The sequence below is a fragment of the Desulfosporosinus sp. SYSU MS00001 genome (assembly GCF_049943955.1).
In the GTDB taxonomy this organism is placed as follows: Bacteria; Bacillota; Desulfitobacteriia; order Desulfitobacteriales; family Desulfitobacteriaceae; genus Desulfosporosinus.
In genome coordinates this window covers 33,952-47,765 of sequence record NZ_JBNFTW010000010.1, presented here as the reverse complement: position 1 = coordinate 47,765, position 13,814 = coordinate 33,952, and the positions used below count along the sequence as shown (strand labels likewise).

At 42.1% G+C, this 13,814-nt stretch carries 13 protein-coding genes; 2 read left to right on the top strand and 11 right to left on the bottom strand.

Annotation, left to right across the window (positions count from 1 at the left end):
• Nucleotides 1-133: 133 nt before the first annotated feature.
• Entirely contained in the window at nucleotides 134-409 is a 276-nt protein-coding gene (locus ACPUYX_RS16500) for a hypothetical protein (protein ID WP_426380729.1), read from the bottom strand.
• Between the two features lie 174 nt (nucleotides 410-583).
• Between ACPUYX_RS16500 and ACPUYX_RS16495 the strand changes: the two genes are divergently transcribed.
• Nucleotides 584-1,486 (top strand): metallophosphoesterase, encoded by a 903-nt coding sequence (locus ACPUYX_RS16495; protein ID WP_426380728.1) that lies wholly within the window; start codon nucleotides 584-586, stop codon nucleotides 1,484-1,486.
• A 75-nt stretch (nucleotides 1,487-1,561) separates the two neighbouring features.
• Here ACPUYX_RS16495 and ACPUYX_RS16490 read toward each other — a convergent pair whose 3' ends face one another.
• From ACPUYX_RS16490 to ACPUYX_RS16475, 4 genes are all read right to left on the bottom strand, one after another.
• Nucleotides 1,562-2,062: a DUF2179 domain-containing protein gene (locus tag ACPUYX_RS16490; protein WP_426380727.1), complete on the bottom strand. Its 501-nt coding sequence runs from the start codon at nucleotides 2,060-2,062 to the stop codon at nucleotides 1,562-1,564.
• Between the two features lie 165 nt (nucleotides 2,063-2,227).
• Complete coding sequence (locus tag ACPUYX_RS16485; RefSeq protein WP_426380726.1) at nucleotides 2,228-2,629, bottom strand: hypothetical protein; 402 nt, start codon at nucleotides 2,627-2,629, stop codon at nucleotides 2,228-2,230.
• A gap of 325 nt (nucleotides 2,630-2,954) precedes the next feature.
• A complete protein-coding gene (locus ACPUYX_RS16480) occupies nucleotides 2,955-3,194 on the bottom strand; it encodes a hypothetical protein (protein ID WP_426380725.1) in 240 nt (79 codons plus the stop codon).
• 109 nt (nucleotides 3,195-3,303) lie between these two features.
• Entirely contained in the window at nucleotides 3,304-4,986 is a 1,683-nt protein-coding gene (locus tag ACPUYX_RS16475; RefSeq protein ID WP_426380724.1) for a peptidoglycan DD-metalloendopeptidase family protein, read from the bottom strand.
• Between the two features lie 115 nt (nucleotides 4,987-5,101).
• On the opposite strand from ACPUYX_RS16475, the gene lexA reads away from it, so the two are divergent.
• Nucleotides 5,102-5,719, top strand: a complete 618-nt coding sequence (gene lexA, locus ACPUYX_RS16470) for a transcriptional repressor LexA (protein ID WP_426380723.1) — start codon at nucleotides 5,102-5,104, stop codon at nucleotides 5,717-5,719.
• 350 nt (nucleotides 5,720-6,069) lie between these two features.
• On the opposite strand, the gene ACPUYX_RS16465 is transcribed toward lexA, so the two are convergent.
• From ACPUYX_RS16465 to typA, 6 genes are all read right to left on the bottom strand, one after another.
• Complete coding sequence (locus ACPUYX_RS16465) at nucleotides 6,070-7,191, bottom strand: D-alanine--D-alanine ligase family protein (RefSeq protein WP_426380722.1); 1,122 nt, start codon at nucleotides 7,189-7,191, stop codon at nucleotides 6,070-6,072.
• A gap of 111 nt (nucleotides 7,192-7,302) precedes the next feature.
• Complete coding sequence (gene lepB / locus ACPUYX_RS16460; RefSeq protein WP_426380721.1) at nucleotides 7,303-7,848, bottom strand: signal peptidase I; 546 nt, start codon at nucleotides 7,846-7,848, stop codon at nucleotides 7,303-7,305.
• A gap of 68 nt (nucleotides 7,849-7,916) precedes the next feature.
• Nucleotides 7,917-9,182, bottom strand: coding sequence for an aminotransferase class I/II-fold pyridoxal phosphate-dependent enzyme (locus ACPUYX_RS16455; protein ID WP_426380720.1), 1,266 nt, complete (start codon nucleotides 9,180-9,182; stop codon nucleotides 7,917-7,919).
• A 27-nt stretch (nucleotides 9,183-9,209) separates the two neighbouring features.
• Nucleotides 9,210-10,820 carry a GTPase HflX gene (gene hflX, locus ACPUYX_RS16450; protein WP_426380719.1) on the bottom strand — a complete coding sequence of 537 codons (1,611 nt, stop codon included), beginning with the start codon at nucleotides 10,818-10,820 and terminating at the stop codon, nucleotides 9,210-9,212.
• A 50-nt stretch (nucleotides 10,821-10,870) separates the two neighbouring features.
• Nucleotides 10,871-11,836: an AAA family ATPase gene (locus ACPUYX_RS16445; RefSeq protein WP_426380718.1), complete on the bottom strand. Its 966-nt coding sequence runs from the start codon at nucleotides 11,834-11,836 to the stop codon at nucleotides 10,871-10,873.
• Between the two features lie 74 nt (nucleotides 11,837-11,910).
• Nucleotides 11,911-13,734, bottom strand: coding sequence for a translational GTPase TypA (gene typA, locus ACPUYX_RS16440; protein WP_426380717.1), 1,824 nt, complete (start codon nucleotides 13,732-13,734; stop codon nucleotides 11,911-11,913).
• Nucleotides 13,735-13,814 lie beyond the last annotated feature (80 nt).

Sequence of the window (13,814 nt, the reverse complement as noted above, 5' to 3'; positions counted from 1 at the left end):
GGGTATTGGGAATCATTGTCTTTAGATGACTGGGAGAAATTAAGTGATTCTTAATTTTCTTTACTTATAACCCAAGTACCACTGCTTTTCCGATACTCATATAAAGTTTCCCGCGTTTCTAAGGGATAGCAGGTTACTCCTCCGGGATAATTTTAGATCTGTCAAAAGCTAAACGTTTCTTTATATCCATGATCTCTTCCGAAATCATTGCCAAGCTATTAGTGCAAATTTCATTGTGGGCTTGCATCTTTTTTAAGGAAGAAGATTTTGAATCCTGTCGCTTTTGAACCTTCTTTCTGTCAAAGTGATACATCGTTTCCCGCTGCCCTTTACGAGAATCGTCAAGCCCGATCTTTCGAGCTGGGCGAATGCTGCTTATAGGTTCTATTTTCTCTACATGGTCGTCCAAGTGATATCACTTCCTTTTCTTATAGTTCCAAAAAGGGTGTATTTAGGGGCACCCTTTTTACCTGTATCCAATATACTAGATTATAACCAGCTGCGACTTGGGTCTTGTTGCTTAAATTAACTAATTAAAAAAGTAACAATTTATTGAATCAATTAGGTGAACGAGGAGGCTGACATGGATAAGTTAGAACGTATTTCAAAAATATTTCAAACAGCAGAAGAAATCCCTTTTGACAACTCCTCAAAAATCATCCTAATGAGTGACATCCACCGAGGAGACGGAAGTTGGGCTGATGATTTTTCCAAGAACCAAAATGTATATTACGCTGCCTTAAACCATTACTACCATGAAAACTATACCTACATCGAAGTTGGTGATGGTGATGAACTCTGGAAAAATACTAAACTAACCGACATCATTAATGTACATAATGATACTTTTCTGCTCCTCTCTAAATTTTACAATGAGGGCCGTCTTTATATGATTTGGGGAAATCACGATATCGTTAAACAATCCGAGAATTATGTATTCAATAACTTATATCAATACTTCGATGAACAAGAAAAAAAGTCTATCTCCTTATTTCAGGATCTAAAACTACATGAGGGGTTAATTTTAAGACATCAAGAAACAAATCAGAAGATCCTCTTAATTCATGGTCACCAGGTAAATATTATGGATTATGAGCTCTGGAGATTATCCCGATTTCTCGTAAGATATTTATGGAAACACCTCGAGTTATTCGGTATGAATGACCCCACAAGTACTGCAAAAAATTATGAGAAAAAGGAAGATGTAGATAAAGCACTGATAGAATGGGTAACTTTAAATAAACACCCGCTTATTGCCGGGCATACTCATAGACCAATGTTCCCGGAGGTAGACGGCCCTCCCTATTTTAATGACGGAAGCTGTGTCCATCCGCGAAGTATCACGGGTATCGAAATCACTGATGGATCAATAGCGCTTATCAAATGGAGTGTCAAAACTAAGGACGACGGAACATTATTTATCGCTAAAGAGTTTCTGGAAGGACCAAGAAAGTTATCCGACTTTCAATATTCCAAGGACAATTAATCGCAAATTCCCATTATGCAATAATTCACTTCTGATTACATTGGTTTATAACAGTGTAGGATGTTATAAGGCCAGTTATCTCTTCATATCCTTGACATCCATACTTACAACATAGGCAGTGGGATCAAACTCTTGAATAAGCCTTGTTAATTCTCTAAACTGTTTTTTCTTCACGATAAGTATCAGTTGAGACTTTTCTGAACCATTCATTCCATACCCTTTAGCCGTTGTTACAGCGAATCCCTGTTCTCTCAGGGTATCTGCCAAACTCCACTCATCGTGATTTGCAACAACTAAGACATAAATACTATCCCGCGATAATTTATCGTCTATTATCATGCCAATATAGTTGCCTGCTGCATATCCGCAGGCATAAAAAATCAGCACTGTCGGATGCATAACGTATTTAAACGCCTGAGATGCACCCAAGGTATAAACAATAATTTCCACAAAGGCAATGAGTGAAACAATATATTTTTTGCCTCTAATCATTGACTTCAGACGAAGTGTATCTAAGGAAACGTCTATAATTCGGGCAAAAAATATCAGAACTCCTAAAATTACCAACAATATCACCGCTAACCATCTTTTTTATCTTAATACTATTTAACCAGTTGCCACTACTAATTCTATGACCTAGACTAATTCAATCATACATACTCTTTTCAAAATAAATATTGATTAAATAATATCCTATTACAAAAATTCAAAAGCCACAACCTTTTTAGGTGTGGCTTATCCTCAGGCTGTAGTGCGTATCGCTCTTTTCTTTTCAAAATCCGCCCATCGTTCTTCCATTGACATTGCTCGAGTCTTCTTTCCTTTAGGACCATTATTATCAGTTTCTTGTTTACTGGAATCAAGTTCTGCCTCAGAGTTCTCCGCTAGGCACGTTTCTTCTTTAGACCGCCCTGTAATTTCTTCTTTGGATTCTTCTATTTCTGCCACCACCCGTGCAATTCTGGCGCTTGTTTCTCTTATCCGCTCATCAATCATACTTTCCTTTCTCACATAACTAAGAATTTTTCTCTGTAGTAAAACAAGCACTGCTATTAGTACTAAAATGGACAGGCCTTCAAGTAATTCAAATAAATTAACCTGAAAACTGATCCTGCGACAAGATTCAAGTATTTGATTAACCATATGCTTTTGTGTCCACCTCAATCCTAATGTAAGTGTTGATATAATAGATACCAGAAGGAATATTTTAAATCTTATTTTCTATAAACAACCAAAAATTACCTTCCAATATATTGTAATATATTGTAAAATCGGTTCTTATTTTAGGTATGAGGGATCAAGGTGCGCTTTACTCCTTACCATCTTTTGAATTCTATATCTGAATAATTCAACTATTATGTCTAAATTCCTTTAAGAACTTTTGCCCGGCGGGAAGAATATCCCTTTGTTATGACAAAAACCCCTATATTGGATGATTCCAACATAGGGGTTTGTCCTCTTATGGACATTATCGGCGTTTAAGAGTATAGTTTATGCCCTTTCCTCGAAGTCTGTTTCCGGAACTTCGTTCTTCCTTATTAATTAATATATCATCAATTCCGATTTCGGCATAATCACCTTCAAGAGTATCTATACACTGACAACAATTATCACATAATTTACTTGGGTCTAGATCGCAGCGATCACACTCACCACAATCTGTACAAAGCCGTTCTTCCAAAACACATTGTTTACTAATTGTTTTCAAGTTTATCAATCCCTCAGATTTTAGTTGTTTTTAATGATTTCTATGAGCCATCGGCACGTTGATTTATGTTACTATCTATCATAACATAAAATACCGATTCCAGACAAAACTAATAAATTCCGGGGCTTGAAAATATACCTCTTTGATCCTTGGAAAGATTATGAATCGCTGCATTGATTCGTTGGTCAGCCCACCCTTCATCCAGTAATTTTATGCTATCACTGTAGCGCTGCATACTGCCTAACAAGACGAGCAAAAGCTCCCCATCCGTGCTAGAGACATAGGATATGAGACATTGTCCCGCTTCAGTTGTTGTACCGGTCTTAAGGCCATGATCCCCCGGATAAACCCCCAGAAGGCTGTTGGTATTTTTAAGTACTATAGAATGGTCTCGGCCTCTTGAATCCACCCAATGTACGGCTGCAGTCTTTTCATTAACAAATTTCATTAAATCTGGATTGTTGATAAAGGCTTTGGCGATTTTGCTTAGATCGCTAGCCGTTGAATAGTGATTAGGAGCGGGAAGTCCATGAGGATTTACAAAATTGCTTTTGGAACATCCCAAGGATGAGGCGTACTTATTCATTTCTCCTGCAAAGGCTGGTAATGTACCACTTACTTTCACTGCTAGAGCGGCAGCAGCATCATTAGCACTGTGCACAAAGAGAGCTATCAAAAGATCGCGGACTGAAATCTCATCTCCAGGCAAGAGACCCAGCCGCGAGCCTTCCACTTCCACCTCTTTGCCCACTCGAACCCTATCCGTTTCTTTAAGACTCTGTACTGCAAGCAAACCGGTGAGAAGTTTTGTTGTACTCGCGGGAGCACGTTGAATGTCGCCATTTCTTACCTTTAATAAGCGGTTAGTTTTTAGGTTGATCAGAATATAACTTAGATCTTGAGTCGATAGTTCCTGAGCATCATAACTATGCGAGACTAAAGGTTTTGCTGAAATTTGAGACGTTAAAACTGAGTTGTTATTTCCCTTAACAGAGTTCTCGGCATCCCAATATTGCCAGACAACGAGAAAGGGATAAGGATTTATCCACTGACCATTTGGGAGCTCAATACCTAAATGAAGATGATCCGGTGTCGTTAAAGCATCTCCAGTATGACCCATAGTTCCAATGATTTCGCCCGCTTCAATTCGTTTTCCTTTAACTAATTTGGACGATATCGTTTCCAAATGAGCGTAATAATAATAATTCCCATCGTCACCGCGTACTCCAACCCGTTCTCCACCCAAGCGATTCCATCCCAGCTGTTCTATTCTTCCTCCACAAATATTGATTATGGGAGTACCTTCCGGAGCAAAGAGGTCTGTCCCCTCATGAGTACGTTTGCCTCCTTCACGATCTGCACCGTAACTATCTTCAAACCATGTTTTTCCAACTACCGGGAATCTGTACCTTCCTGGTGTGAGATATTGAAATTGAACTAAAATTTCCCGATGTCTTGTTACTAGTTTCTTTGTGTGCAGAGGAATATTCCCCCAGGATAAGTTATTGAAAGAAATCCTATTTTTGAGCTGTTCGGTTAATAATTGGGCCTCTTTTGGGGAAAGTGTTGAGCGGACCGCCAACAGATCCTCCCAGGAAACTGTTTTACCGGCCCTATACTCTTGGGAACATTCCTTAACAACGTCGGGAGAAATTGAGAGCAAGTAGGGATAAACATCCTTATCCAGGCTGGGATAACGATGGATTAAATTCCAAAAAGCCAAGGCAACAGCCATCAGACAAAGGATTTGAGTCAGCGCTATAAGAAAATTCCACTGAATCTTAGTTCGCAAATCGTCATCTCCTCTTCTCTGTCTTTGTTATATAGTTATCATTCTTCGAACATTTGTTTGCAATACGTTTCAAGGAATGGTAAAATATACATGATTATTAATAGGGAGTGAAAGTATGTACCCAGATTTATCGGAACGACAAACTAGAATTTTGGATTTTATTAAACAGGAAATCCACAAAAAAGGATATCCCCCCTCCGTTAGAGAAATCGGCGAAGCAGTTGGATTATTGTCTAGTTCTACAGTTCATGGGCATCTTCAAACTCTTGAGGATAAAGGATATATTCGAAGAGATCCCACGAAACCGAGGGCCATCGAGATTTTAGACGGTACCAGTGACGCTCTCGACTCAAGGAAAGTTGTTCATATTCCAATCATCGGCCGTGTAACAGCAGGGCAGCCCATTTTGGCTGTAGAAAATATGGAAGGAACGTTTCCATTGCCTGCTGACCTGGTCCATCAGGAAAATGTTTTTATGCTCCGAGTTCAGGGAGAGAGCATGATTGAGGCCGGAATCCTGGATGGAGACTTAATTATCGTTCACCAGCAAAATGAAGCACGCAATGGAGAAATTGTCGTTGCCTTAATTGGAGACGAAGCAACAGTAAAGCGATTTTTTAAGGAAAGAACACTCATTCGTCTTCAGCCTGAAAACTCGGCAATGGAACCCATCTACTCTCAAGATGTTTCAATTTTGGGCAAGGTCATCGGTGTTTTTCGCACCCTGCATTAAATCCAAACTCCCTAATTAAGATATGCATCTTCCCTCTTACTTAGGTTAACTACTCACGAACTTAACTCAAAAGCGTAAATAATCTTGACTGACACCCAAGGGTACAGTCTTCGCACTTGTAAGCCTCTGTGAAGAAGCGGAGCCAATGGTTCCACAGCGACAGAGCACACTGAATAGTAACGTTAAAAATAATGGGCTGGAACAAACGTCTTTCTCGTTTGCTCCAGCCCATTGAGTTTAAGTGAGAGTGGCTTCCCTACCATGCTTCGGCGGGGATAGAATCCATCCTTCAGCGCGATACCATTTGTTAAGGGATTGGTTCGATGTTCATCTTTAGCTGAACAAGTTTACTAATCTTTTAATATTTTACTCTTCTGTTTTTCCTCAAACCGTTCAAATCCCAATGTGATTAAATGATCAATCAGTTTCGCATAGGGAATGCCTGTTGCTTCCCAAAGTTTCGGGTACATTGAAATCTCCGTAAATCCCGGCAAGGTATTAATCTCATTGAGTACAATTTCATTCTTATCTGTCAGGAAAAAATCCACACGGCTAAGGCCGCTTGCATCAACCGCACGATACGCTTCAATGGCCATACTCTGTAATTGTTCAATGATGAATTGAGGAAGAGGCGCCGGTATTTTCAAACTGGAGCCGATATCCGAATATTTCGCTTCATAGGAATAAAACTCTTCCGCCGGCAAAATTTCGCCGGGCAATGAGGCTTTTGGGTCATCATTACCTAAGACTGCAACTTCAATTTCTCTGCCCACGATATTCTCTTCGACGACAACTTTACGATCATAAGTCGTAGCCAGCTTTAAAGCTTGAATCAGTTCTGAATTGTTATGGGCCTTGGAAATTCCTACGCTGGAGCCTAAATTGGCCGGTTTCACAAAACAAGGATATCCTATTTTAGCTTCAATAGCCGCCGCCCAATCCTCCGGCTGCTTAAAGTAATCGGAACGCAAGATTGTGAGGTAATTGGCTAAAGGAAGCTTTTTATCCTGGAATACCACTTTCATGCGGTCTTTGTCCATTCCGAGAGAAGACCCAAGGACACCTGAACCGGCATAGGGAACATTGGCCATTTCTAAAAGTCCTTGCAACGTTCCATCTTCCCCATATGGTCCATGGAGGACTGGAAAAACAACGTCAAATTTCCCCTCATTAGGCAGCGTTCGGCCATCTAAGGCAATAAAGCGTGGATTGGAAGGATCAACGACAAGGGTTACTTGAGAAGCCTGATTGCTCTCGGGAAATCCTGCCTTAATTACATCTTGAGGGACTATACCCCAAAACCATTGACCTTGCTTATTGATTCCGATAGTTTCAACATCATAGCGATTGCGATCAATCGCTTTATAAATCGACTGAGCCGAGTTAAGAGAAACTTCATGTTCCCCTGAACGTCCGCCAAAGATTAGAATCACACAGATTTTGTGATTTTCCACAATTATCCACCCTCTCATAAGTATTTGTTATGAATAAAACTCCCTGATTGATTATGTTAGAACGTAACACTAGTTATGATGATTAGCTTCATCTTTTAGTATATGCGCGAATTTAAAAAAGCTCCCACCTTAGCGGGCGAGAGCTCCAAAATGATCAAGCGGCCAATAGCGGAACAACGTACGGCCCGTAATATTCTTTATCGGCAAAGTACCCCAAACTCTTGAATCATCGCTGTTATTTCTGTTATCACCCATCACAAATACGGAATCCTGGGGAACAACAATGGGACCGTAATCATTTTTGGATTTTTCCAAGATATAGGGTTCATAGAGAGGTTTATCATTGACATATGTCGTGTGATTACGAATCTCTATCTTATCTCCGGGCAAACCAATAATTCGTTTAATAAAATCTTCCGTTGCATGGGCACTCGCAGGAGGTTTGAAAACCACAATATCTCCCCGGGTTAAGTGACCAATCTCCTTAAAGAAGAATTTATCGACAATGACCCGGTCTTGAAGCTGAATTGTCGGAAGCATTGAACCGGTAGGTATCTTACGTGCTTCAACAACATAAGTCCTCAACACCCAGGAAAGGGCGAAGGCAATCAGGACTATTTCAAGTAATTCTACCAAAAAGCGGGTCGTGCTTTTCTTGGATTCTAACTCTTCCATGATCCACCTCTTTTCTGTGTTTAATAGTATCACAGGATGGTCAAAGTTCCAAATATCATGACCAATACTTAATCTAAAAGTCCTTGCTGCCATAAATTCAGGGCGGCTAAAATATTTCCCATTTGAATATACCTTTGAGAAATCCCCCCCTGTTGGTAAGCAATATAAGGTTCTCTCAGAGGGCCATCCGCTGAAAATTCGCTCGTCGAACCCTGTATAAACGTCCCTCCTGCCATAATAATTTCGTCTTCGTACCCAGGCATGTCGGAAGGGACCGGTTTAATGTGAGAATCAAGGGGAGAACCTTTCTGAAGTCCTTGACAAAATGCGATCATTTTTTCTCTCGACCCTAGTTTTACAGCCTGAATAAGATCCGCTCTGAGCGATTCGGGTTCCGGATTTACTTCAAAACCTAAAGCTCGCCAGAAAGCTGCAGAAAAAACCGCTCCTTTAAGAGCTTCAGACACAGTTAAAGGACTAAAGAACAGTCCTTGATAAAATAAGCGCTCCCATTCCAGGGTTGCACCCATATGACCGCCGACTCCAGGTGCCGTTAAACGCTGTGCGGCCAAACTGACTAAGTCAGACCGTCCTGCAACATATCCCCCGGTGGGAGCGATACTCCCGCCTAAATTTTTGATGAGCGATCCGGCCATTAAATCTGCTCCAATGTCACCTGGTTCCAAAGGTTCTACCAATTCACCGTAACAATTGTCCACAAATATAACAACTTTAGGGCAATGGCTTTTTACAAAATCAACAAGTTCCTTGAGTTGAGCAATCGTCAGGGAATTTCTCCAAGCATAGCCTCGCGAACGCTGGACGATCACCATTTTTGTATTAGTCGTAAGAGCCTCTTTCAACAACCTAAACTGCATATGTCCTTGGCTGTCTAAAGGGATCTCCTGATAGCTTACCCCAAAATCCTGCAAACTTCCTTGTCCTTCTCCCCGAAGTCCAATAACTTCCTCCAAAGTATCATAGGGCGTACCACTCACAGAAATCATTTGATCACCGGGCCGAAGGACGCCAAACAACGCAGCCGCAATGGCATGAGTACCCGAAACAAATTGCCCTCGTACAAGAGCCGCTTCTGTCCCCAGGATACGAGCTACCACTCGGTCAAGGACGTCCCGTCCGCTGTCTCCAAGACCGTAGCCCGTTGTTCCCTGAAGATGATAGGCAGAAACACGTTCTTCTTGAAAAGCTCTTAGTACTTTTTCATGATTTAATGCCGAAACTTCTTGCAGATAGGGCAGTTGTTGGCGGAGAACTTCTTCTGCCTCTGCAACTGCTTTATGGATAAGCTCCGGCCAATTAGGATTCGAAAACACGATGGTCCTCCTTATAGTTTAGTAACTTTACTCTAACATAGTTTCCAGGACAGTCCAGACAGGGTTCAAAGAATCCCCACGTTTAAGCGATAAAGGAATAGGATAAGGCAAAAGTTGGGCCAGCTTTGAGATTTTCTCATCATCCTGAACTTTGTCAACTTTGTTGAGCAGAGTGATGATCGGCTTTTCTTGACACTCCAATTGTCCTAAAACGTCGTGGACAGTCTCAGCCTGTTGAATTGCCTGCGGATGACTTACATCTAAGACATGAATAAGAACGTCAGCCTGCTGAACTTCTTCGAGAGTTGCCAAAAATGCTCCGAGCAGCTTAGTAGGCAGTTTGCGGATAAAACCGACTGTGTCACTCAGCAGAATTTCAAGCGCAGGTTTAATTTGAACTCTGCGGACAATAGGATCTAAGGTCGCAAATAATTTATTTTCTCCGCTAGGAATATCAGAACGAAAGCCGGCTTGCTCCATAGCATTCTTCATAAACGTCGTTTTTCCGGCATTTGTATAGCCAACCAAGGCTACTACAGTTAAACCGCTTTTAGCCCGTTGACGTCTTTGAATCTCCCGATGCTGCAGGACAGCTCTCAGCTCTTTTTCCAGAAGATTGATTCGTTCGCGCATTCTCCGACGATCAAGCTCCAATTTGCTTTCTCCAGGGCCCCGGGATCCAATTCCGCCGCCTAGCCTGGATAAAGCTTGTCCTTGTCCTGTTAAATAGGGCAGCAAATGTTTTAACTGTGCCAGTTCCACCTGAAGTTTACCTTCACGAGAACGGGCACGCTGGGCAAAAATATCTAAGATTAGCCCCGTGCGGTCCAAAACTTTCAAACCCGTTTCCATTTCCAGGGTCCGCAGCTGTGCCGGGGACAATTCATCATCACTTATTAGCACCTCAGCCCTTGTTTCCTGAAGCCGATGAACTAATTCTTCCAGCTTTCCGCTGCCTATATAGCTTCGTGACTGGCCATTACGACGCAGTTGGACAAGCTGCCCAACGACCTCGACTCCTGCAGTAAGTGCTAACTCGGCCAGCTCTTCCAGATCCTCATTAAACTCTTGATCTGCCTCTTGCAAGGCCAGGAGAAATGCACGCTCTTTTTCAGGTTTCGTCTCTGTCTTTTTCCGTCCATTGTGACTGTGATAAAGATCAGGTATGGATTCGTAATAATCAAACTCTTGCCAGTTATTCGGGCTAAGATCAACTACTAAAGGATTACCATCACCTGTATGGTAAGCAAGTTGAAAACCTGTCAGCTCACCTTGGCGTACTCCAATAGCTGTCATACTTTCCAGACTTAAGGATGTCAAGGCACTATAATCAAGGGAACTAAGCGTTGGAACTCCATTGGGATGGGTATGCAGGCAGCGTAAATGTTTGCTTTGGGATCTTCCCTTAAGGGGCGGAAGAGTAACCGCCGCATGTTTGCCCACAGCTGCCGCAATCAGTACTCCCCCGCGGGAAAGGTAAATACAAATCTCTCGGTTCCAAAGCTGCGTCAAACGGACTAGGCTACAGAGAATTTGGGGATGAATCAATTGCTGCCGCTCTGTATGATAATCGGACAGCATTTTAAGCTCCAGTATTTGACTCGCCTTGATACCAGACAAATCGCCCGAGACTTCCATAGTTTACAACCTCGACTTTAACCTTATTAAAAACAAACACCGTGTTCACGTTAAATCGTTTCCATATTAATATCTTCCGGTAAAATTTGAATAAGTTCTTCCCTACTGGACGTCGATTTCTGAAACAAGCGAACAGCCTGCTTACGAACTGTTTTCTCCACAAGGTTGCGCACTAAGCGAGCATTCCCGGCATAGGGGTGGGAATGGAGCAGGGAGTGCAGGTAGCTGCGAAGCGCCTCATTCGCTTCTTTCGTTAACTCGTATTGCCGAGTTTTGAACATCAGATTGCCAATAGCTAACAACTCGTCCAATGTATAATCCGGAAAATCAATATGAATCGGAAAACGCGAGCGCAGTCCTGGGTTGGTCTGAAGAAACCAATCCATTTCCTGACGATAACCCGCTAAAATCAGGACAAGATTATCCTTATTATCCTCCATCGCTTTGACCAAAGCATCAATTGCTTCTTTGCCAAAGTCTTTCTCACCGCCGCGAGCTAAAGAATAAGCTTCATCGATAAAAAGAACTCCGCCCAGAGCCTTCTTGATTTGTTCCCTTGTTTTCTGAGCCGTATGTCCGATATATTCTCCGACAAGATCTGCCCGCTCACATTCAATAACATGCCCTTTTTGCAGAACTCCCATTTCTTTATACAGGCGACCGACTAAACGGGCTACCGTTGTTTTTCCCGTCCCCGGGTTTCCCCGGAAAATCATATGCAAAACCAAAGGCTCTGATACAAGCTTTTCCTGAGCTCTCCGCTTTTGAATTTCCACAAAGGCTTGTAAGTCAAGAATAAACCGTTTCACCGTTTCAAGCCCAATATAGGATTGTAATTCAGCAAGAATTTCCGCGATTTTATCTTTATCTTTCTCCGTTGAGGAAAAATTATTTTTACGAATGCGTATCCCTATCCCCTCCGTGGAATGAGCTGACACGTCAGGTTTGGGGGGTATGGGTGTTTGAATTACCGGAGACTGCTGATTTTCCGGCCGAAACGTTACTCGAATTGTCATATGTACAGGCACACCTCCCATCCTTACTACTATACGCAGGAAAGAATAAAAGGTGTCCTGATTTTTGGATGGTATTATTTCCCTGTTAAGCTCTTGGCATATTTTACACGTGAGGCATGGTCAAGGAATTTCTTCCTCAGGCGTACACTTTTGGGGGTAATTTCGACAAACTCGTCATCATTGATAAATTCCAAGGATTGTTCTAAGGACATTTCTTTGGGTCTTTCAAGACGTAAAGCTTCGTCGGCAGCGCTTGTCCGCATGTTGGTGAGGTGCTTTTTCTTACAAACATTTACTTCAATATCCTGTTCGCGGTTATTTTCCCCCACAATCATGCCTGCATAAACATGAAGCCCGGGATCAACAAACAAATTTCCTCGTTCCTGGGCTGCGTATAAACCATAGGTTGTGGTCTCACCCTCTTCAAAAGCAATCAAAGCCCCTCGAGTTCTTCCGGGAATTTCTCCTTTAAAAGGTTCATACCCAAGGAAGACGTGGCTCATCATACCTTCACCCCGTGTTTCAGAGAGAAACTCACCTCTAAAACCGATAAGACCACGGGCAGGAATTTTAAACTCAACCCGCAGCTGTGTCTCGGACAGACTGGTCATATTCGCCATTTCCGCTTTTCGTTTCCCTAAAAGTTCCATGACTGCTCCTAAGGATTTCTCATTAACGTCACAAATGAGAAATTCCATTGGCTCAGATTTTACCCCATCAATCATCTTAAAGATGACTTCAGGCTTGGAAACTTGCAGTTCATAACCTTCACGGCGCATGTTTTCGATGAGTATGGAAAGATGTAATTCTCCCCTGCCGGAAACTTTAAAACAATCTGCCGAATCCGTTTCTTCGACTCTTAAACTGACATTTGTCTCAATTTCCTTCCAAAGCCGTTCACGCAGCTTCCGGGAGGTCACGAAATGTCCCTCACGTCCCGCAAAAGGACTTGTATTAACCATGAAATTCATGGATAAGGTTGGTTCGTCAACCTCAATAACTGGCAAAGCTTCGGGATTTAGAGCACAAGCTACAGTTTCCCCGATATTGGCACTGGTTAATCCCGTTAGAGCAACAATTTCTCCAGCCGAGGCTTCAGCAACATCCTGACGTTTCAAGCCCTCAAAAACCATGACCTTGCCAACCTTGGCCCGTTCAAAACTCTCATCTCGTTTAATAAGAGTAATGGTTTCGTTTTGATGAACTGTTCCTCTTACGATTCTTCCGACGACAATTTTCCCCACGTAATCATCGTAATCTAGAGTTGTGACCAGCATTTGAAAAGGAGCTTCCAGATCCACAACCGGCGCAGGGATGTGGTCAAGAATAACAGAAAATAAAGGCTCTAATGTATCTTCAAGAGCATCAGAGGAAAGCCCTGCGATCCCGGCTCGCGCTGAAGCATAGACGACAGGAAAATCCAATTGATTATCCTCTGCTCCCAGTTCTATAAAGAGATCTAACACCTCATCGACGACTTCGGTAGGACGAGCATCGGGACGATCAATCTTATTAATAACAACGATAGGAATCAATTTTAATTCTAATGCTTTACGCAAAACAAAGCGAGTTTGAGGCATCGGCCCTTCAAAGGAATCGACGATGAGAAGAACGCCGTTAACCATTTGTAAAACTCGCTCAACCTCTCCTCCGAAATCAGCATGACCTGGTGTATCAATAATGTTAATTTTTGTTCCTTGCCAATGAACGGAAGTATTTTTAGATAAAATAGTAATACCACGCTCCCGTTCTAAATCATTGGAATCCATGACACGTTCCACAACCTGTTGATTTGAACGAAACGTGCCGCTTTGTTTTAACATCGCATCGACAAGTGTTGTTTTCCCATGATCCACGTGAGCAATAATTGCAATATTTCTTAAATTTCGAGTTTCCATAGTTGGATTGAATTCCTTTCTTTTACCTTAATAAATGCATACAAAGCTAAGATATCATAGTTAGGTATTGAATTCAAGTA